The organism is Parabacteroides sp. Marseille-P3160 (genome assembly GCF_900162725.1).
Taxonomy (GTDB): Bacteria; Bacteroidota; Bacteroidia; order Bacteroidales; family Tannerellaceae; genus Marseille-P3160.
The window spans coordinates 2,049,755-2,071,027 of the sequence record NZ_LT799418.1 but is presented as its reverse complement, the minus strand read 5'-3'; the positions used below and the strand labels follow the sequence as shown (position 1 = coordinate 2,071,027).

The following is a 21,273-nucleotide window of genomic DNA, read 5'->3' as shown; positions in this document are numbered from 1 at the left end:
GGAAATCATGGATATTTTTAATTTAGTCAAAATAGCATACAAAGCTCTTTTAAGAAATAAAACAAGGGCAATGTTGACCATGTTAGGTATTATTATTGGCATAACGTCAGTAATAGTTATGGTTAACCTAGGGCAAAGTTCAACCCACAGTATCAATGACCAAATATCATCTATGGGGACAAACCTGATAACAATTTCCCGCGTCAGCCAACGGCAGGGGGGAGTAAATATTGGTTCTGGAGATGCACAGACTCTGGTAAATAAAGATGTAGATGCAATTTTAAGTAAGGTGAAATATGTTTCTGAAGCCACACCTGTTGTTAGTGCGAGCGGGCAATTAGTCAACGGTGCCCATAATTGGCCGGGGATTATACAGGGTGGAAACATTGATCTGCTGAAAATAAGAAAACTAGGATTAGCCAGAGGCAGCAACTTTACGAAACAGGATATAAAGAGTGCCGCAAAGGTTTGTATAGTAGGTAAGACGGTCGTGGATAATTTATTTCCGGACGATAAAAACCCTATTGGTAAAAATATCCGTATAGACAGGATCCCATTAAAAATAATCGGAATACTTGAAAGTAAAGGGCAAAATCAAATGGGCCAGGATCAGGATGATATTGTTATTGCCCCCTACTCTACCGTACAAAAAAGGTTTCTGGGTATCAATTATATACATACAATTATGGCTTCGGCAAATTCCGAAAATGTAGCGATTTTAGCTGCAGAAGAAATCGAATCAATCTTACGAAAAGAGCATAAATTAAAAACAGAGCAAGAAAATGATTTTCAGGTGCGTACACAGCAGGAAATTTTGGAAATGACTTCTTCGATAACAGGTTTACTCACCATATTACTGGTAGCTATTGCCTCTATTTCGCTGGTAGTTGGAGGAATTGGTATTATGAATATTATGTATGTGACTGTAACCGAACGTACAAAGGAAATAGGATTGCGTATGTCTATCGGGGCGCAAAACAAAGATATTCTATTCCAGTTTTTATATGAAAGTATAATTCTTTGCCTTATAGGTGGCATAATCGGTATAATATTGGGTTTAGCTTTATCACATATAATTGCCGGAGCACTAAGTTGGCCGTTTATAGTCAGCCTGCCCGCAGTGGGAATATCTTTTTTGGTTTGTACTGTTACAGGAATCTTTTTTGGCTGGTACCCAGCTAAAAAAGCTGCATCTTTAGATCCTATTACGGCTCTGAGATATGAATAGATATGTTTATATTTGCACAAAAGATATTATGCCGAAGTCATTGCCCGATTATAAAACAGCTTTTTTCTTTGCATTAGGGTTTATTCTATTGAATGTCCTTCTCCTGACTATGTATCTTTTCGGGAGAGACTTCTTTCTGCTCTCGGAAGACCAGGCACTCCAATCCGGCAGATTTGGAGTACATATTGTGCTGATTCATCTCGGTTTTATTTTCCTGAATACATATTTGCTTTATTTGCTTAATTTTAAGTTACTAAGGACAGATTTTTCTTCATTAAAGAAATTGGTCTTTATTATTTTATTTACTTTTTCATTAGCGACTGTTTTAAGCTACGCTTGTTCCTGGATACAAATACATATTCAGGAGCCGTCTCACTCCTATAAAATCATACGTGGGGGATTAGTCCGTGATTATGGCATAGCTATTATTGTTATATTTTCTTCGCAAATTCTATATTTGTCGAGAAAACAACAACAAATAGTCTTGGAAAACACCATTTTACAGGCCGAGAATATCAAAACCCGTTTTATTGCTTTAAAGAATCAGGTTGACCCGCACTTTCTGTTCAATGCATTAAATACCCTGAACTCTTTGATTAAAACGGATCCGGATAAAGCGCAGGAATACGTCCAACAACTATCTTCTGTGTTTCGCTATATTTTGCAAAACAAACAGGTTATTACATTGGAAGAAGAATTAAAATTTTGTGATGCCTATTGCCATTTAATGCAAATCCGGTATGGAGATTGTTTGCAGATAGAACAGAATATAGATAAAAGTTATCTGAACTACTATATTATACCGTTGAGTTTGCAAATACTGGTAGAAAATGCGATAAAACACAATGTAATAAGTTTAAAGCAGCCTCTGAAAATTACAATATCCACCCATGAAAACGAAACAATTAGAGTCGGAAATTCTATTCAGATGAAGAAAAAAGCCGAAGTAGGAGAAGGCATCGGACTCGCTAATCTGTCGGAACATTATCTTTTGATGTGGAAAGAAAAGATTACTATTAGTAATAAAGACGGTCTATTCGTAGTAGAAGTACCATTGAAACAATATATAAACTAATGAGAGCTTTAATCATTGAAGATGAATTGATTGCGTCGGATGCATTGCAATCTCTTATTCACGAAATTTATACGGATATAAAAATTGTTGCCATACTCCAGTCTATTGACGAATGTATAGAATGGTTTCAGATGAATGCTATGCCGGATTTGGTTTTTATGGATATTCATTTAGCTGACGGTTCATCTTTTGATATATTTGACAATGTTTCTATTACCTGTCCCGTTATTTTTACGACAGCTTATGATGAATATGCCCTCAAGGCCTTTGAAGTCAATAGTATTGATTATCTGTTAAAACCGATAAACAAAAAAGATTTGGAACGAGCTATCCGTAAATATGAAAATCTGACAGATAGATCCGGTGATAACTCCAAACTGTTTAATAAACTATTGGCTTCTATTAAAGAAAATGAATCTTCTTTTAAATCCTACTTTTTAGTTCCAGAGAAAGATAAACTTATTCCTTTGCCGGTCAATGATATTGCTTGCATTTATATCGATTTGAAGATGATAAAAATTATGACATATAGTAGTAAAATATATTACCTGGATAAAACACTGGATGAATTAATACAACATCTTGACCCTAAACTTTTTTTTCGTGCTAACCGACAATATATTATAGCCCGTGGTGCCATTGTTGACATTTCAATTTGGTTTGCAAGCAAACTGTCGGTAAACCTTAAAGTGAATATTCCGAATAAGATTCTGATCAGTAAAGGACGTGCTCATGAATTTAAAACTTGGGTTTCAAAATAAAAAAGCAAAATGCATACGCTTTTAGAATTTATATTCTTTACTTCATCATTCCTAAATAGTTCCTTGCCTGACACGCAATACTTATACTTGTTAGCAGCCGTTTTCCAATTTATGTTTGACCATGGTTCGAAGATCTTCGACCGGTCAGAGAAAGATCTTCGAACCGCCGGCAAAAGATCTTCGGCCGGCCGGAGAAAATTTACCGGACACTATAAAAAACTAAGTATTAACAGGAAACGGAACTCATTCCAATCTTATTTTTATGAACATCGTCCGGCATAGGAATATTGCCTGTGTTGCATTAATAACTCGACGATAAGAAATTATTGATATGCAAGAACAATAAATTTATTAAATACCCATATAATTATTTCTTTGTTTGTTCAAAAAGCCACTCTCTGATTCCCTCAATATTATACGCAACCTGCCAGGTTCCACGGTGTTCGCTTCCTCCTCTCGTCTGGCTTCGTAATGCTTCGGGAATAGTCGTACCCAGTTTGAATGCTACATATTTGACATTACTGTCTTCGGCAAGCATTTGATTGACTTCCCGTTCAAACTCTTGGGGAGTGGATTGTCCGTCCCAAACGGCGCGGCTCACTCTGGCTCCTGCTTTTTCTAATGCAGTGGTTATGGCATTCATTCCCGGGAAGGCTTTCGTATCCCCTTCCGAAACGGTAATCCAAAGGTTATCATTTGCCATCGGAGCAACCAGACTGGCATCCCATTGCCCTGCCACAAGGTAGGAAGCGGCAAAGAAATCAGGATATTTTATGTCCATTGCAATTGACATCATGCACCCTCCCGACTGGCCTGTAGTATATAGGCGATTTCCGTCAATACTATATTCTTTCATCAAATCTTTGATAAGATCAATAGTCATGTCCAAATGCACTGTTGCCTCCGAGTTATCGTTCACAATTTGCACTTCATATTGCGGCGCCAATACAAAACACGGATGCTTAGCCTGTTCGCCAGGAGTAGCCCATACGATAGCGCCATTACCCTGAATAAGGGTAGTGAGCACGTTAGAACTTGTAGCCCCGGCATCGTGCATGAACAATACCAAAGGATAAGATATTGCAGGGTCATAATCTTTTGGTATAAATAAGTTATATTGCAACGTATCCCCCGTAGGATTATAAGTATAGGTACGTTGGACGAAATCATCTACAACCAGATTGATTTGTCGGGTACTTTCTATATACTCTACCGTGAGAGGAGCGGACATACCGTCCACTGATTTAATAGCTGAAAGTTGCTTGATATTTACTCTGGCGTCCCGGCGAGTCGTTTTACCGGCATCCTGATAAAATGTAGGAGCCAGTTCATCGTCGGGAGAAAGCTCTATAATCACATATTTTCCATCCTTGCCGGCAGAAGATTTTTCCACAGAATCACTGGCATAAACTTTAGTAATGGTTCTGCCCTCTACGGAGAAATCATTTGCAGACAAGCCTGAATTCTTTATCGCTTTATCATATTCTACTATGGCAGCGGTAACTTTCTGTCCATTGCCGAAAACTTCCGTCAAAGCCGTTACTTTTGAAATTTTATTTTGTGCTTTGCAGCAGGTAGCAAATAGAGCAAAAACAAGTATTGCCATAAAAAAAATCTTCTCTTTCATCTTCTTTCTTATAAATTGATTAACAATACAAAAATAATAATTCAGTGTAATATGCCATATGTGTGGAGTTTTATTAGTACCAGGAGCAATCTATTTTATTTTCATAACTACCCCGTACTTCGATAAGAAAAATCTAAGATAATTCTTATTTGTCGACATTCTCACAAACATATAAGTTAGAGACGGTTTTTGAAGATAAAAACGACGAAATCTTTGGTCCATTCAAATTGAACAAGAGTAGATAGAAGGCAAAGAACTGGCATCTTCTCTAAATATTCCGCTTCGCCGGTTAGAGTCCTTTCGTGAAAACGGTAAATAAAAATTGGGCAATACCATGTTAGCTGACGTTTTTTCATTTTTCATTTAGTCTTTTGAGAATTAAAGATAAAAAACTTTTGCCCCCTGTTCTTATGCATTCTTCATCGACTTCAAAACCTGGTGCGTGATTTAGAGCTACAATTCCTTTTTCTAAATTGGAGCCACCCAATAAAAAATAAACACCAGGTATCTTTTGTTGAAAATATGCAAAATCATCATTGAAAAAAGGACACTGGCCATAATCTTTAATAAGCCCCCCTTTTCCATAAATATTTTCAAGCGTTTTTACTGCAAAGTCCGTCAATTCGGGGTCATTTATAACTGTCGGGTTTTCCATTATAAATGAAACCGAGAGCAGTTGTTCTCTATAGCCGCCTACTTCTATTACTTGTTTAATTTGAGGAATGATCTTTCTCAGATTAGCGGCATCCGTTTCATATAAATTTGCTTCCAGAAAGAGCGTGTCATTTCCTGAATAACTGCTGAAATCTTCATCTATTATAAGGTAATCTTTAAAGATTGTGTTAGGGCTTGCAAGTCCAATTTTAGGGTCACCAATATATTGAATTTCCCAGGGTTTGCTTCCGATTTGCGCACGGGATAATGAACTATGGATTTTATTTGTCAGTTCTTTTATTTCTTCATTGGACAAATCATTTTTCAGCTCTATTCTTATTCTTTTTTGGTACGCAAATATTTCATTCTTTTTTACCAGTATTTGTCCAACTGGTAATGCGGTTACGTGTAGCCCATAAATTTCGTCGGGATTTATCTTGGAAAGTAGCCCATTCTCTATCATTTTTTTTGCGCCTACAAATGTTTCTTCTTCAGGCTGAAAAATAAAATATACCGTTCCATGCAAAGATTTTTTATTTTTTGCCAGAACCTCAGCTATTCCTAGTGCAATTGCCATATGTATATCATGACCGCAACCATGCTGAACACCTTTTACTTTAGATTTGAAATCAACTTTATCAGGAAAGTCATTTGGTAGTGCATCCATATCAGCTCTCCAAGCAATTTTCTTGCCTTTTTTATCTCCGTTTAAAATGCCCACAACTCCATAACCATAAATGTCAGTTTTAACTTGAAGCCCCAAGTTTGATAAATATTGTTTTATGATCTCTTGAATATGTTTCATCTCTGGTATCCATAAGTTCTGTTTATAAAAAACAGAGGACAAATAACACTACAGATAAAATACTTTTAATCAAATACATACAAGCTTTATTAAAAGCAACTCTTAATATAAATATTTATTTTTGCAAAAAAATAAACAATTTATGTTGCAATATTAATTTTATACTTATATATTTGCACCACACTACACCACACCATTCATAAATAAGGTAGTGTAAAAGATATGAAAAACTAATTAATTTATTAAGTATGAAAAACTTTAAACTGAAGAATCTGTACTCACAGGCAGAAAGACGCCCTGTTTTATTTGTCTTATTATTTTTTTGTTTTATGTCAACGCTCTCTGTTATAGCCCAAAACAAGACGATTAATGGAAAAGTGGAAGACACAAAAGGAGAAGCCCTTCCCGGTGTATCTGTTTCAATTAAAGGAACAAGCAAAGGAACAATAACAGACCTCGGAGGAAACTACACAATTCAGGACATCCCAACGCCGGCGACACTCGTCTTCTCATTTATTGGAATGGAAACTAAAGAGATAAATGTCGGAAATCAAAGCGTTATCAATATAACGTTGAGTGAAGAGACAAAAGTATTGGATGAAGTAGTGGTAATCGGGTATGGAACCGTACGGAAAAAAGATTTAACCGGGGCTGTTGCTTCTGTACAAGGAAGTGCGTTAAAAGAAAAAGCGACTACTAGACTTTCTGAAGCATTACAAGGAACAATGCCTGGAGTCATGGTTACAAGAACAGGTAGTGCATCAGATGTTTCTGCAACAATAAGAATTAGGGGTATTACAACAATAGGAGACAGTGAGCCATTAATCATTATCGATGGAGTCCCGGGTTCACTTGATTGGGTAAACCCTAATGATGTTGAGAGTATTTCTGTGTTGAAAGATGCCGCTTCAGCTTCTATCTATGGTTCCAGAGCTGCTTCAGGTGTTATTCTTGTAACAACTAAAAGAGCAAAATCGGGTCAACTTAGTATTACATATAATTACGAATATATGATAGATAAGCCAACACGAATCGCAGAATATGTAGATGCTCAAACATACATGAGTTTATACAATGAAATGAAATGGAATGACAATGGTAATAATGCAGGGGGTGAATATCCTGTATATACAAAAGACGTAATTGACAATTATCCATCTCTTCATGCTGAAAATCCAAATCAATATCCAGATAAGGATTGGCTTACTTCAATGCTTAAAAAGTCTGCACACCGACAGAGTCACAAAGTAAGTATTACAGGAGGTACTGAAAAAGTAAAAACAAATATATCACTTGCATATGATCAGACAGAGGGATTATATAAAAATAAGGGATATGATAGGTTTACTGTTAGGGCTAACAACGATATTAATATTAATAAGTACTTGTCTCTGGAAGCCGATATTAGTGCTATCTATTCTGAAAATAAAAATCCACTTTATCCTATTGACCCTAGTGCCGGATGTGCCCCGATTTATCCAATGGAATGGTCAGATGGTCGTGTTGCATCTGGAAAATCCGGCTCTAATATTTATGCCCAACTGAACTATGGAGGATTTTCTGATGGCAAAGCTAATGTGACAAGGGGGAAGCTAGCCCTCAACCTTACACCAATTAAAGGTTTAAAAATATCTGGCGTTTTCTCTCCAGAATATTATACAGCTAAAGGTAAAGCATTTTACAAAAGAGTTCCTTACACAGATTGGGAAAATCCTAATATGACAGTAGGCTATATTGGAATCAGAACTACTAATTATTTATCTGAATCAAGAACTGAAAACATAAAGACTACCACACAATTTCTGATAAATTATGATAAACAGATAGGTAATCATAGTATAAACACGATGCTGGGATATGAAAATTATTATTTCAAGAGTGAGGCTCTAGCTGCAGCAAGGGATCAATATATATTAACGGAATTTCCTTATCTGGATTTGGGGGATAAAAATTATCAGACTAATGGAGGAAATGCTTATGAAAATGCATATCGTTCATATTTCGGTAGAGTTATGTATAATTATAAGAATAAATATTATCTCCAAGCAAATGCGAGGTATGATGGTTCGTCAAGGTTTCATAGGGACCATCGATGGGGTTTATTCCCGTCTTTTTCGACAGGATGGGTTCTTACAGAAGAATCGTTTATGAAAAACATCAAACCTCTTTCTTTTTTGAAATTAAGGTTTTCTTGGGGTACCCTAGGTAATGAAAAGATAGGCAATTACCCCTATCAATCAACCGTTCAATTTGGTAACTCAATCTTATATTATGGGAATAATGCAACAGCTGTTCAAACTGCTGCAATCGGGAATTATACAATAGAAAATATTTCTTGGGAAACAACAGAAACATATGACATTGGGATAGATGCTAATTTCTTTAATAATAGATTGATCTTTAGTGGCGATTATTACAAAAAGAAAACCAAAGACATGCTACTGGCCTTGGCTATACCGGATTATATGGGAGTTAGTGATCCGGAACAGAATACTGGGAAAATGCACACAAAAGGTTGGGAATTTTCAGTTCGATGGAGCGATCAGATAGGAGATTTAGGCTATTCCGTATCCGCCAATCTTTCTGATTCTAAATCTATAATGGGGAATTTAGGCGGTACACAGTTTCTTGGATCACAAGTTAAATATGAAGGGAGTGAATTTAATGAATGGTATGGTTATGTATCAGAAGGCATCTATCAGACCCAGGAAGAAGTTGATAATTCGGCAACATTGAATGCACGTGTGAAACCCGGAGACATCAAATATAAAGATATTAGTGGCCCTGATGGAATACCTGATGGAATAATATCCGCAGAATATGACCGGGTACTATTAGGAGGTTCATTGCCAAGATATCAATATGGTGGAGATATAAGACTTGATTATAAAGGAATTGATTTTTCAATGGTTTTTCAAGGAATTGGGAAAAAAAATTCGCTATTATCTGTTTCAATGATTCAGCCATTTAGGGATCAATTTATGGAAGTTCCTGAATTGTTAACTGGAAATTACTGGAGTTTATATAATACTGTTGAACAAAATGAAAATGTAAAATATCCCAGATTATCTGAAGTTGGAACAACAAACAACTATTCTTTTTCTGATTTTTGGCTATTTAACGGAGCCTATTTCAGACTAAAAAATATCACGTTGGGATATACTATTCCTAAAAATATTGCGGAAAAATGTAGGCTCCAAAATCTACGGGTTTATCTCAGTGCGAACGACTTATTCTCGATAGACAATTATCCGGAAGGATGGGATCCAGAAACATCAAGCTATTGGATAACAAAATCATTTATTTTAGGAGTATCTGTAAAATTTTAAACTTCAAATCATGAAACATTTATTATTTATATTAATCACATGCACGCTATTGAGTTCATGTAGTAATCTGGATTTAAACCCTTTATCTGAAGGATCTAGTGAAAATTGGTATTCAACAAAAGAAGAATTGGACATGTCTGTGGCATATTTGTACCATATTGATTTTTGGCCATCAGATTTATCGTTAGGTAATGTAAGTAATACATATCTTTGGACAGATTATTTTACAGATGATTGGACTGCAAGAGCAACTTTAAGTGACGTAACGGCTGGTACAATAAACAGTCAAACAACTGTTGTCGGAACTATGTGGACATACAGATGCATTGCTGCGGCAAACAGAATGTTACAAAGCATGGATAGGGCTGCGTCATCTGTATCGCAAGATAAATTAAAAATTTACGAGGCTCAAGCAAGGTTCGCGCGTGCAGGACAATATGCCAGAAAGATATTCCTTTATGGAGACGTTCCATATTATACTGGAGTTCTATCAATAGAGGAAGCATTAACTCTTTCACGAACAGACAAATCGATAATCTTGCAAGCAATATACGATGATTATAATTTCGCTGCTGAATATTTACCATTAAGCTATAATAATAATGAATTTAAATACCCCACTAAAGGTGCTGCATTAGGAATGAAAGCTCGAATAGCTTTGCAGATGGGAGATTGGGCCACTGCCCGTGATGCGGCCAAAGCATGTATGGATTTGGGAATATATCAGCTATACCCTGATTTTTATACTTTATTTTTGAATAGTAACAAAAATTCAATCGAAACGGTTTTTGGCACACCAAGATCTATAGAATTGGGTACGCCTCTACCACCTTATCGTATGATGGAGCCTATGCTGCGGTTAGTCGGAGGGGTAAATAATGGTGGTCCTTCATGGGATTTATTTTGTGCTTTTTTATGCGATGATGGCCTTCCTATTGACGAATCACCTCGTTTTAATCCTCAAGAACCATTTAAGAACAGAGATCCTAGATGTACGAAAACAATTGTTGAATTCGGTACGAAGTGGTTGGGATTTCAATATCAACCTCATCCAGACTCTTTACAGGTGCTAAATTACAACACTGGAAAAATGCAAGCCAATAAAGATTCTCGTGCAGTTGATCAATACTGCTCCTATAACGGTTTAGTAAGGAAAAAACATATCGATGACAGCTGGATTGGTTTAAGAGCAGATCCGGATAATGTAATTCTTCGTTACGCAGATGTTCTATTAATGTATGCGGAAGCCAAGATCGAATTAAATGAAATTGATCAATCAGTGTTAGATGTTATGAATAAAGTGAGAGCACGGGCTTATAAAGTCGATTATACACAAACCTCATTATATCCAGCAATCTCTACTACAGATCAAACCAAATTGAGACAAATCTTACGAATAGAAAGACGTATGGAATTTGCGTTCGAAGGCCTTAGATATTTTGACTTAATTCGATGGCGTTTAGCAGAGAAAGCGTTAACAAAACCAATATATGGAATGTTGGAAGTCGCCGAGTTACGGGAAAAGGTCGTAAAACCCGGTCTATGGTTTTTCCCAAGCACTCCTCCTATTGATGAGGATGGTATTGCCGATTTCTCGGAAATGTATAATGCTGGACTGATTCAGAAATTAGCAGAAAGAAAATTTGATAAAAATAGGCAGTATTTATGGCCTATTCCGGCTAATGAGATCATAATCAATAAAAATCTGAAACAAAATCCCGGATATTAATATAAACAGAGAAATTGTTAGGGTGCAATTATTTAACAATAACTTGATGTTTTCTCTACAGCCCGAATAGTTTAACTGATGGTAAAGGGAACATCAAGCTATTGATGAAAAAAATATATAAATATGAAATTCAAATTATTATTATTATTTTTTATGTGCTTTCATTTAACAAAAGCACATTCGACATTTGAGCCTGAAAATAAGATTAACCCCAAGGGGGTTGATGCAACTTTAAACATTGATATGAATGGTTCTGTCATCATAAAAAATATCGAGTGGAACGTACAAAATCACGCTATGTCAGACGGATTTTGTAGAATAAATTTAAGTAGTAGAAAAACAAACAGGGAATACGAGCTGATTCAACATAAAGTTTCTGTAAAAGAATCAGATATGGATTACAGAATTGAATGCAATGACTTCTATATTGAAAATAAAGCACTGCCTATTAAAGTAATATTAGATGTAAAAAAAATAGATAACGCCTTCTCTTTCTCTGGTGAGATACAAAATGAATCAGATGATTGGGTCATTAATAGTATCGATTATAAATTAGCCATCACTGGAGAATCTCCCCAATTATATTGGCCTTATGGGCTTGGGGAATACATAAAAGACCTGAATACTTTAGGTGCAAGACTTCTTCAATATCCAAGTGGACACAACGCTTCTCTGCCTTGGTTTACATTAAACAACGGGAAAACTGGACTTTATATCGGTTGCCATGATCCCGCTCAACAACCAATAAATTTTAGATTAAATCATGATAATAATAAAAATGAGCTTATTGCAGACATCAGCATCTCTCTGCATAAGAGCAATGGCGCAATTCCCAAGATGATCATATATCCGTATGCTGGCAAATGGCACCAGGCTGCTAGATATTATCGCCAATGGTATGATCAGTTTTTTTCGATCGCATCACCTCCCCAATGGGTTATCAATGATACAGGGTGGTTATTGGCTATTTTAAAGCAACAGGATGGTGAGATCATGTGGAAATACAATGATTTGGATAAATTATGCGATATTGCAGAACGGCACAATCTGACAACTATAGGGCTATTTGGTTGGGCGCATGGCGGGCATGACCATCTTTACCCTGATTATGTTCCGGACCACTTAATGGGTGGCAGAGCTGCACTTAAAGAAGCAATAAAGCGGGTGCAAAAGAGAGGACTTAGAGTCATTCTCTACGCAAACGGGAAAATTATGGATACCTCTACGGATTATTACCATGATCTGGGAATAGAGACCATGTTGGTACAAAAAAATCTGAGACCGGACATTCAATTCTATATCAAACAGAGAAATGTGACTCCTGTCATTTTTGCACAAGCGTGTGTTGGGTCGGAAATATGGAGAAAAACGATGGTAGACTTGGCTTTCCAGGCCTTGTCCTTAGGTGCGAACGGCATACTCTACGATCAAATCGGTGTGTTAGAACCTTTACCTTGTTATTCCGATCGACATGACCATATGCTCGGTGAATCGGACATAAAATCACGTGTGGAATTAATAAAGGAAATCAATGAAAAGACGAAGGCCGTTAAATCGGATTTTATTGTGATGACGGAAGGCGTAAATGATGTAATAAGTAAAGATATTGATTACACCCACGGCTTGGGGAAAGCATCCTCTCCCGCACCTAATGGTTTTCCGGAATTGTTCAGGTATACTTTTCCTGAATTTATCTTAACGCAACGGAATCCCAATCCTGCCATAACTCGTACTAATATGAATTATGCTACTGTATATGGGCTAAAGCATGAAATTGAGAGCCGCTATAATGGTGATGTTAAGTATCTGATGACAGGGGTACTTGACATTGACGAATATAGCAATGTGGTTAGTCCTCCGGATTTTGCCAGTATACAACTTGCCATAAACGAGAAAGCGGTAGAATATGTTCATTCGGTTATAGCGTTTGAAAAAAAGAATGCTGATTTATTGATGCATGGACGATTTGTGGATGAAGAAGGAGTCATCATTGATAGCAAGGATGATATTATAGCGAAAGCCTTTCTCAAAGGGAATAAAATGGGAGTTATTGTTTGGAATAGGAATTTAGAGAAAAAAGGGAATTTTAAAATTTCAGCACCTGGTTTTCTGTTAAAATGTGCTTCTGATCCTCGGAGTGATAAAACAGAGGCTTTCTCTCCTATTGACCCCAATAGTATAAGATTATTGATTTTCGAACAATAAGTTTGCTATGCAACAGGTCATTAACAGTCAGAAAAGCTTTCCTGAAAAAACAATATTCAATAATAATATCAATGTAAAACTGTATCTGCCGGATATTAATAGGGGCTATTACAAAGGCACTCGTTTTGATTGGTCGGGTATCATATACAAGATGGAATATAAAAACCATCAGTATTTTAGTGAATGGTTTGAGAAGTATGACCCTAAGGCTCATGATGCCATTTGTGGACCTGTGGATGAGTTCTCTCCAATTGGATATAATGAAGCACATGTAGACGGTGAGTTCCTAAAAATAGGGGTGGGCACATTACGTAAACCTAAAGAAACTAACTATAATAGGTTTAGCCTATATGAAATCATGAATGCAGGAATATGGAATATATCACATGAAGATGCTTCAATTACATTCAGGCATGTTTTGCAAGGTAACCTATTTTCTTATGTCTATACAAAAGTCATTAAACTGCTGAATGATGAATTTCTGTTGGAATATACTTTGGAAAATACAGGAACTCAATTTCTATCGACAGATGTATACAACCATCATTTTTTTACAATAGATCGACATCCTACTGGTCCTGATATCGTTATCAATCTCTCTTTTAATCCGAAAGGGAAATGGCGAGATGCTGACGGCCCTGCTATCATCAGAAATGAAAGGATTGAATATAACAGATGTCTTTATAGAGGGGAATCTGTTTTTATGGATAATGTATACGGGTTTGATCCTGAAAAAGACACCTATTCTTTTAAAATAGAAAATAGATGCTCGCGAGCCGGAGTAAGAATGACAGGAAATCAGAAATTATTGAAAATGGTGTTTTGGGCTTCATCAACAACATCTTGTCTCGAACCATATATTGGCATTAATGTAGCCCCCGGGGAAAAAATTAATTGGATCAACAAATATGAACTTTATGAGTTTTGAGAATTTATTATGAATAAATTGATTAAATCAAATTATAAATGGGAGGTTTTAGCCCTCTTATGGATCGCCTATCTTTTGAATCAGGCGGACCGGCAGGTTTTCAATGTGGTTTTACCATTGATAAAGGCCGACCTGGACTTATCTGATGTCCAGATCGGGTCAATTGCTACTATTTTTAATCTTGCTTATGCTTTGCTGGTTCCTCTTGCCGGATATGTCGGTGATATTTTCAGTAGGAAGTGGATTGTGACAATCAGCATTATATTTTGGAGCATTGCAACCATGTTTACAGGATTAAGCAACGGGGTTCTCTTATTAATCCTGACACGTAGCATTGCAACTGGAGGTGGTGAGGCCTTTTTCGGACCAGCAAACTATTCTTTGTTGGCCCAATATCATGATAAAACACGAGCATTTGCTATGTCGATCCATCAAACAGCTTACTATCTGGGTATTATTCTAAGCGGATATATTGCTGGTTATATTGGGGAAATTTGGGGGTGGAGAAGTGCTTTTTATCTCTTTGGAGCCATTGGCGTTATACATGGAATTGTTTTAGGTTTTCGCTTGAAGGATAAAAAAGAAACGGTTATGGATAAAAAAGAAATAGTAAAGGAAAAAGTTCGTTTTGCAGAAGGATTCGGGATTGTATTTCGAACACCAACAGCACTCGTGTTAACTCTATGTTTCAGCGGATTGATATTTGTACTAACTGGTTATCTAACATGGATGCCCACTTATCTGTATGAAAATTTCCAAATGAGTTTATCTGCTGCTGGTTTTCACTCTATGTTTTACACTCACTTATTCGCTTTTGTAGGGATTCTGCTCGCTGGAAGATTGTCTGATTTTTTTGCTAAAAAGAACCCTTCTTTCCGAATGATAATGCAAGGTATTGGATTATTGATCGCGGTTCCATTCATTTTACTAATGGGTAAGTCTGTTACTTTATTAGTTATTTACATCGGTTTTGCCGGATTTGGTTTTGCTCGTGCTTTTTTTGATGCAAATACATATACGGTACTCTATGATGTGATTCCTTCCAAGTATCATTCTTCTGCTTCAGGGGTAATGATCATGATCGGTTTTGCTGTCGGGTCTTTCGCCCCGATCATCCTGGGATACATAAAATCCGTATTGGGTTTATCATTCGGTATATCGTCATTAGCGATTATCTGGCTTATTTGTGGAATAGGTATGATGATCGCAGGGAAATATTTCTATTTAAAAGACCATAATAAAAAGATACAGTATGAGCAACAATAAACACCGAAAACCCAAAGCCGGCCTCCTGCTTTTGGCTTCACCCCGGTTTAAGAATCTCGGAATAGGACTTTCACGCGGTACTTACGGAGAAAGAAAAACAAAAGAAGTTGAGTCGGTCATCAATTCAGACTCGCTACGATCTTTTCTTGACGTAGTGTATACCGATATCGTATATGAGCGGGAAGACCTCGACAAAGCAATGATTTCTTTTTTCTCGGAAAAGGTTGATTTCGTCATTGCAGAATTTCTCTCATGGTCGGAAGATTTTGTATGGATACGCTTCTTAAGGGATATGCCGGACATTCCTGTCTTGTTTGTCAATCCTGTGAAAGAGAGAATGTCTTTTGAAAATACGCTGGATGAAGATGATTTTATTGATTATCTATGTTCCGGTACGCTGGTAGGTTCTCTGGAGGCCTCCGGCTCTGTTGCACGTATTGAGAGAAAACAACTGAAAGTAATTATCGGCACAAGAGATGAACTCACAAAACAGATACGCCAATTTGCAGTGGCAGCGCGCGTAAAGAAAATTCTATCTCAATCAACAATCGGGCTACTCGCTAATTACAATGAGGCGATGTGGTCAACCTATATGGATCCGTACAACCTTTTTACCCGTGTCGGTCCTGAGATCCGCTTTATTTCCTACTCGACTTATGCCGATGCCATCACTGCAATAAGCAATAAAGAATTTGCTGATTATAAAGGGGAATTACTCACCAAATACAAAATAATGGATGATGTGGAGATGGAAAAATTTGAAGCCTCTGTAAAAGCGTCTATCGGTTTGGCAAAGCTGGCTTCTCAATATAATGTCGATGTAATGGTCTTTAATGATATTGATACGGCGATGTTTAAACTGATCGGATTGAGAGCAGGATTTTATCATCCTTACTTTAATGAAAATCATTCGGTCCTTGTTCCAGAAGCTGATATTGGTGCAGGATTAATCACTTATGTGCTTAAACTGCTTAGCGGAAAGCATGTAAACTTTATTGAACCGTTCCATATTGAATCAGATTTTGGAACTTTCGCCGGAGGACATGCCGGCCCAAATGATCATAATGATCCGGCATATACGCAAAATGTATTGATTGCAAGAGATGTCAGGTTCGCCAAAACCAGTTATAAATATGCCGGAGCTCCGTTTGCCTGGTATCGGATATCCCCGGGAAGAAAAACGATGGCACAATTAGCGGAAGAAAACGGTAAATATAAATTAATCTGCACCCTGGTGGATTCTTTGGAAGGAGAACATCTGCTGGCGACCTATTCACACAGTATTTTCCGTCCGGTTGTTCCGGTAAAGGAATTGTTTGAACGTATCCTGAAGATTGGCACTACACAACACTTTGCCTTGGTGGATGGCGACTTCCGTATCGAACTTTCTATGTTTGCCGAAATCATGGGATTCGAATTTTATGAAATAAAATAGCAATTATCAAAAACATAGAATATGAAAAAGTTACTCAATATAATATTTGATGTTTTAGATTGTAAGGCGTTAATAAATAAATATTTAATTTTCATCTTATTTTGCTAATATATAAAAACTAAATAAAAAGATATGGGGAAAAGGATAATATTACTTATATTTTTTGCAGGTTATTTTATTTCGGGCTTTGCCGGTAATTATAGGCAATCATTAGCCGGATTGTGGGGAATTAAACTAGATCCTAATGATATCGGCCTACAGGAAAAATGGTTTAATAAAACATTTTCCGAATCGTTACAACTACCCGGTTCATGTGAACAAAGAGGGTTTGGAGTCAAAACATCAAACCCGGCAATCGGGCGCTTAACACGAACGGTGAGATATATAGGTAAAGCGTGGTACCGGAAAGAAGTCGATATACCTCAGGAGTGGTTCGGAAAAAGGATTGAATTGTTCCTGGAACGTTGTCATTGGGAAACAAACGTATGGATTGACGGACAGCCGGTGGGAATGCGTAATAGTTTGTCAGTACCTCATTTGTACGATTTTGGGATACTGACACCCGGAAAACATATGATAACCATTTGCGTGGATAATACCTACAAAATTCCTATCGGCACATGGAATCACGGAATTACGGAAGACACTCAGGGAAACTGGAACGGGATAATCGGACGGATAGAACTTCGTGCTACTGATCCAGTCTGGATCAGGAATGTACAGGTTTATCGGGATCATTTACGAGTAAAAGTCGGTAATGCGACAGGGAAGGGTATAAAAGCGACGATACAAAAGACACCTTTTTTTATTCCCAGTGAAGGAGGAGAATTTAAAATTCCGTTCGATATTGCCGGACAAGAATGGAACGAATTTAATCCTGTTATGCAGCAGGTTGAGGTTTTTCTTAAGGTCGGAAAATATTCCGACTCAAAACGGGTAACGTATGCAAATTCCAAATTGGGAATTAAAGACAAACAGTTTACCAATAACGGAGTTCCGTTTTTGCTTCGTGGGCCTGTGGATGAGTGTGTATATCCTCTGACCGGCTATCCGCCGATGGATAAATCCGACTGGCTGCGTATCCTGTCTATCTGTAAGGCTCACGGATTCAATTACCTGCGTTTTCATTCATGGTGTCCACCCGAAGCGGCTTTTCAGGCAGGCGATGAACTTGGTTTCTACTTCCAGGTAGAACTTCCGCTGTGGACAATGGATGCTCCTCATTTTGGTAAACATGCAGAGCGGGATCAGTACATTACCGAAGAGCTCCTTCACATTTTGGAGACATATGGCAACCATCCGTCTTTTGCATTGATGGGAATGGGAAATGAATCGGCCGGAGAGCTTGATCGCTTGGTAAGCCTCGCCCGTAATGTGGACAACCGACGCCTTTACAGGTGTGAAAACGGTGATACGTACCAAAATGGTGATTTCTTCGAAACCGGACAAAGAGGGATTGCGGGTCCGCGGACAGACTGGGATCGTTGGAATTCCTCGCGTGGATGGCTTGCCGGTATAGGAGGCAGTGGCGTCGATAAATCGACAACAGGTTCAGAGGTACCCACCTTATCTCATGAAATCGGGCAATGGGCTATGTATCCGGATTTTTCAGAAATAAAGAAATACACCGGAACATTGCGAGCGTACAATTACGAGGAATATAAAAAGTCACTTATTACCGGCGGAATGTTTGATCAGGCGGATGATTTCTTTGAAGCCAGCGGTAAGTTTAGTGTACTTTTATATAAAGAAGAGATAGAAGCCAATTTGCGTACATTTCCTCATGGTGGGTTTCAATTACTGGAAGCCCGTGATTATCCGGGACAGGGTACAGCCATTGTTGGTTGGCTTGATGCATTCTGGGATTCGAAAGGATTAATTACACCACAGGAATTCAGACATTTTTGTGATTCGAAAGTTGCCTTACTAAGGATGCCTAAGAGAATCTATACGAATCAGGAAGATTTTGTTGCATATTCCGAATTGTCTGATTATACCAACGAATCTGATACGAGAGTAGAACCGGCCTGGTCAATCGTCGATGATGCCGGTCATTCTATTGCAAAAGGATCTTTACCGGTTATTAATATTAAATCCGGAGGTGTTTCGTCTTTGGGTAAGATCGTTGCGTCACTGAAAGGCATTGATAAGGCGACGCGTCTAAAAGTTTCCGTCATTGTCGGGGATGTATCCAACAGTTGGCATATTTGGGTATATCCTGCCGAGCAACCGGCGCCCCCTGATAATGTAAGGGTTGTATATGCTTATGATGAAGCAACCAAAGAAGCTTTGCGGAGAGGGAAAAATGTTGTGTTGTTCTCCGATCCCAATAAAGGTATATATCCGACTAACCCTAAGATGCTTCAACCTGATTCCGTCAGATTGTTTAAAATAAAAAAAGGACAAAGTGCTTTGAAAGGTACATTTTTACCTGCATTTTGGAATTTAAGACTGTTCAATCAACCGGGAACATTAGGTTTGCTTTGCGATGCGTCTCATCCGGCATTGGCTCAATTCCCAACAGAAAAGTACAGCGACTGGCAATGGGCTGATTTGATTGGCCGGTATACGGCTGCCGATTCATTTCGTGCGGCAAACGCTCCCGAGTCGTATTGTCAAGAGTTGGAGAATGTGTGGGGCGACGTTAATGGCCGGTCTAAAGCGATTGTCCTAAACGGTTCGCCAAAGGGTTTCCGCCCTATCGTTCAGCCTATAGATAATTATGAGCGAAACTATAAGTTGGGTGTAATTTTCGAAACAAGAGTAGGAATAGGTAAACTCTTGGTATGCGCTATGGATTTAGATACGAATGCAGAAAACCGTCCGGCGGCACGTCAACTAAAGACCAGTTTGCTACAGTATGCTGCCGGCGATTCGTTTATTCCTGAGTATGAGCTATCCGCAGAGCTATTGGAAACCATTTTGACATATGATGATTAAGGAGATATTCTTTCTTTAGGACGTACCGAATATCCCGTTACTCGTGGGCGCTGTCAAATTAAAAAATCATTCTCGTCATTTTCCGACTAGAAGGAATTTCTTCTTGTCATACGGAATTCGCATCTAACTTTTCTAAGCGCTTTCTCGTTGATCATTTGAGCTGCCAGTTTACCCATCTGATTGAAATCGGTAGAAATAGTTGTTAGCCCGTTTAGTATAATCTCGTTTATTGGAGATTCATTATAGGATATAATGCCTATATCTTTCCCTATTTTATAATTCATCTGTTTGGCGTATCTGACAAGTTCGATCAACTCTATGTCCAACTGACCATTCAAGATCAGATATATTTCTTTCTTCCGAATTATTTCAGGAGTTATACTATGATGAAATTCTACATTAATTTTATTCACAGAGCAAAACTCTTCGACTCCTTTTATAATCAAAGAACCATATAAACTGGTCGGCATTGTTATTACGTTTAATTTAGAAGATCTTTTAAGTTTATCAATTCCCTGCATTAAACCGATATGCACATCTTTTTTAAAATCCTGATAAACAGCGCCAAAATTACCTGGTAGTTTTTCAATATTTACATCTAACAATAATAGCTTCCTGTTTGGAATTCTCTTTAAGGTTTTGAGTAATCTTTTTTGTATATCTTGCATTAATGGAAAGTGAGGGGTAATGACGTAGTAATCAAATAAGTCAAGATTTTCATCAACAAATTGTTCAAAGAGATCAATATCCTGATTATGCAAACGAATAGTTATTTCAACATTACTATCAATATGAGACTCGAAAGAAGAAAAAAGGACCTGCTTATAGGTACTTAATTTGTCAAACAACAATAAAATATTTATCTTTTTATTATCATCAACTTTGGAAATATAGAATCCTTTTCCTTGTGTCGCATGAATAACACCTCTCTCTCGAAGTATAGAATATGCCTTTTTTATTGTTTCCTTAGAAATGCCAAGTTCAACAGATAATTCGTTCATAGAGGGTAAAAGATCATTTTCTTTAAAATACCTCGCATTGACCAAATCTATAATAGATTCTATAATCTGTTTATATACAGGCGTTTTTGAATTTTCATTTATGCAGATTTCAGTCTTCATAATTATCAATATAAATCTTTTTTTCGCTAAAAAGAGCAATTACTATTGCAATATATATTTTATATCTCTATATTTGCACCACACCACACCACACTATATTGTTTACTGTAGTGTGGTGCAAATATATAAAGAACTAATTAATTATTTAGTGCATCAAAAACTTTAAATTG

At 37.3% G+C, this 21,273-nt stretch carries 13 protein-coding genes; 10 read left to right on the top strand and 3 right to left on the bottom strand.

From position 1 onward, the window contains the following. Nucleotides 1-7: 7 nt before the first annotated feature. Genes BQ8014_RS08140 through BQ8014_RS08130 form a run of 3 tightly spaced genes read left to right on the top strand, consistent with a single transcriptional unit; the run spans nucleotide 8 to nucleotide 3,064 of the window. On the top strand, nucleotides 8-1,228 hold the full coding sequence (locus BQ8014_RS08140; protein ID WP_080903939.1) for an ABC transporter permease: 1,221 nt from the start codon (nucleotides 8-10) through the stop codon (nucleotides 1,226-1,228). Beyond that, nucleotides 1,221-2,303, top strand: a complete 1,083-nt coding sequence (locus BQ8014_RS08135; protein ID WP_080903938.1) for a sensor histidine kinase — start codon at nucleotides 1,221-1,223, stop codon at nucleotides 2,301-2,303. Before BQ8014_RS08140 ends, BQ8014_RS08135 begins: the two co-directional genes overlap by 8 nt. Continuing rightward, nucleotides 2,303-3,064, top strand: a complete 762-nt coding sequence (locus BQ8014_RS08130) for a LytR/AlgR family response regulator transcription factor (protein WP_080903937.1) — start codon at nucleotides 2,303-2,305, stop codon at nucleotides 3,062-3,064. Before BQ8014_RS08135 ends, BQ8014_RS08130 begins: the two co-directional genes overlap by 1 nt. A 367-nt stretch (nucleotides 3,065-3,431) precedes the next feature. Here the strand turns inward: BQ8014_RS08130 and BQ8014_RS08125 are convergent, their stop codons facing one another. Together BQ8014_RS08125 and BQ8014_RS08115 are read right to left on the bottom strand one after the other, a co-directional pair. Beyond that, a complete protein-coding gene (locus BQ8014_RS08125) occupies nucleotides 3,432-4,691 on the bottom strand; it encodes a hypothetical protein (protein ID WP_200814374.1) in 1,260 nt (419 codons plus the stop codon). Between the two features lie 352 nt (nucleotides 4,692-5,043). Next, nucleotides 5,044-6,150, bottom strand: a complete 1,107-nt coding sequence (locus BQ8014_RS08115; protein ID WP_080903935.1) for a M20 metallopeptidase family protein — start codon at nucleotides 6,148-6,150, stop codon at nucleotides 5,044-5,046. 248 nt (nucleotides 6,151-6,398) lie between these two features. Between BQ8014_RS08115 and BQ8014_RS08110 the strand changes: the two genes are divergently transcribed. The 7 genes from BQ8014_RS08110 to BQ8014_RS08080 all read left to right on the top strand — a co-directional run bounded on the left by BQ8014_RS08110 (nucleotide 6,399) and on the right by BQ8014_RS08080 (nucleotide 19,982). Beyond that, complete coding sequence (locus BQ8014_RS08110; protein ID WP_080903934.1) at nucleotides 6,399-9,479, top strand: SusC/RagA family TonB-linked outer membrane protein; 3,081 nt, start codon at nucleotides 6,399-6,401, stop codon at nucleotides 9,477-9,479. 10 nt (nucleotides 9,480-9,489) lie between these two features. Next, complete coding sequence (locus BQ8014_RS08105; RefSeq protein ID WP_080903933.1) at nucleotides 9,490-11,208, top strand: RagB/SusD family nutrient uptake outer membrane protein; 1,719 nt, start codon at nucleotides 9,490-9,492, stop codon at nucleotides 11,206-11,208. Between the two features lie 123 nt (nucleotides 11,209-11,331). Further along, a complete protein-coding gene (locus BQ8014_RS08100; protein ID WP_139785101.1) occupies nucleotides 11,332-13,413 on the top strand; it encodes a DUF6259 domain-containing protein in 2,082 nt (693 codons plus the stop codon). A 7-nt stretch (nucleotides 13,414-13,420) separates the two neighbouring features. After that, a complete protein-coding gene (locus tag BQ8014_RS08095; protein ID WP_080903931.1) occupies nucleotides 13,421-14,341 on the top strand; it encodes a hypothetical protein in 921 nt (306 codons plus the stop codon). Nucleotides 14,342-14,350: 9 nt separating this feature from the next. Next, the gene (locus BQ8014_RS08090; protein ID WP_080903930.1) at nucleotides 14,351-15,607 is read left to right on the top strand and encodes an MFS transporter; all 1,257 of its coding nucleotides are present in this window, start codon (nucleotides 14,351-14,353) and stop codon (nucleotides 15,605-15,607) included. Continuing rightward, complete coding sequence (locus tag BQ8014_RS08085) at nucleotides 15,594-17,042, top strand: hypothetical protein (protein WP_080903929.1); 1,449 nt, start codon at nucleotides 15,594-15,596, stop codon at nucleotides 17,040-17,042. Before BQ8014_RS08090 ends, BQ8014_RS08085 begins: the two co-directional genes overlap by 14 nt. 132 nt (nucleotides 17,043-17,174) lie before the next feature. Beyond that, nucleotides 17,175-19,982 (top strand): sugar-binding domain-containing protein, encoded by a 2,808-nt coding sequence (locus BQ8014_RS08080; protein WP_080903928.1) that lies wholly within the window; start codon nucleotides 17,175-17,177, stop codon nucleotides 19,980-19,982. Nucleotides 19,983-20,068: 86 nt separating this feature from the next. Here the strand turns inward: BQ8014_RS08080 and BQ8014_RS08075 are convergent, their stop codons facing one another. Next, on the bottom strand, nucleotides 20,069-21,103 hold the full coding sequence (locus tag BQ8014_RS08075; protein WP_080903927.1) for a GntR family transcriptional regulator: 1,035 nt from the start codon (nucleotides 21,101-21,103) through the stop codon (nucleotides 20,069-20,071). Nucleotides 21,104-21,273: the final 170 nt, after the last annotated feature.

What these genes read in the sequence shown, in the direction of transcription:
- BQ8014_RS08090 (WP_080903930.1), top strand. Translation starts at nt 14,351, where the DNA reads ATGAATAAATTGATTAAATCAAATTATAAATGGGAGGTTTTAGCCCTC.
- BQ8014_RS08080 (WP_080903928.1), top strand. Translation starts at nt 17,175, where the DNA reads ATGGGGAAAAGGATAATATTACTTATATTTTTTGCAGGTTATTTTATT.
- BQ8014_RS08125 (WP_200814374.1), bottom strand. Translation starts at nt 4,691, where the DNA reads ATGAAAGAGAAGATTTTTTTTATGGCAATACTTGTTTTTGCTCTATTT.
- BQ8014_RS08085 (WP_080903929.1), top strand. Translation starts at nt 15,594, where the DNA reads ATGAGCAACAATAAACACCGAAAACCCAAAGCCGGCCTCCTGCTTTTG.
- BQ8014_RS08115 (WP_080903935.1), bottom strand. Translation starts at nt 6,150, where the DNA reads ATGAAACATATTCAAGAGATCATAAAACAATATTTATCAAACTTGGGG.
- BQ8014_RS08130 (WP_080903937.1), top strand. Translation starts at nt 2,303, where the DNA reads ATGAGAGCTTTAATCATTGAAGATGAATTGATTGCGTCGGATGCATTG.
- BQ8014_RS08075 (WP_080903927.1), bottom strand. Translation starts at nt 21,103, where the DNA reads ATGAAGACTGAAATCTGCATAAATGAAAATTCAAAAACGCCTGTATAT.
- BQ8014_RS08100 (WP_139785101.1), top strand. Translation starts at nt 11,332, where the DNA reads ATGAAATTCAAATTATTATTATTATTTTTTATGTGCTTTCATTTAACA.
- BQ8014_RS08140 (WP_080903939.1), top strand. Translation starts at nt 8, where the DNA reads ATGGATATTTTTAATTTAGTCAAAATAGCATACAAAGCTCTTTTAAGA.
- BQ8014_RS08135 (WP_080903938.1), top strand. Translation starts at nt 1,221, where the DNA reads ATGAATAGATATGTTTATATTTGCACAAAAGATATTATGCCGAAGTCA.
- BQ8014_RS08105 (WP_080903933.1), top strand. Translation starts at nt 9,490, where the DNA reads ATGAAACATTTATTATTTATATTAATCACATGCACGCTATTGAGTTCA.
- BQ8014_RS08095 (WP_080903931.1), top strand. Translation starts at nt 13,421, where the DNA reads ATGCAACAGGTCATTAACAGTCAGAAAAGCTTTCCTGAAAAAACAATA.
- BQ8014_RS08110 (WP_080903934.1), top strand. Translation starts at nt 6,399, where the DNA reads ATGAAAAACTTTAAACTGAAGAATCTGTACTCACAGGCAGAAAGACGC.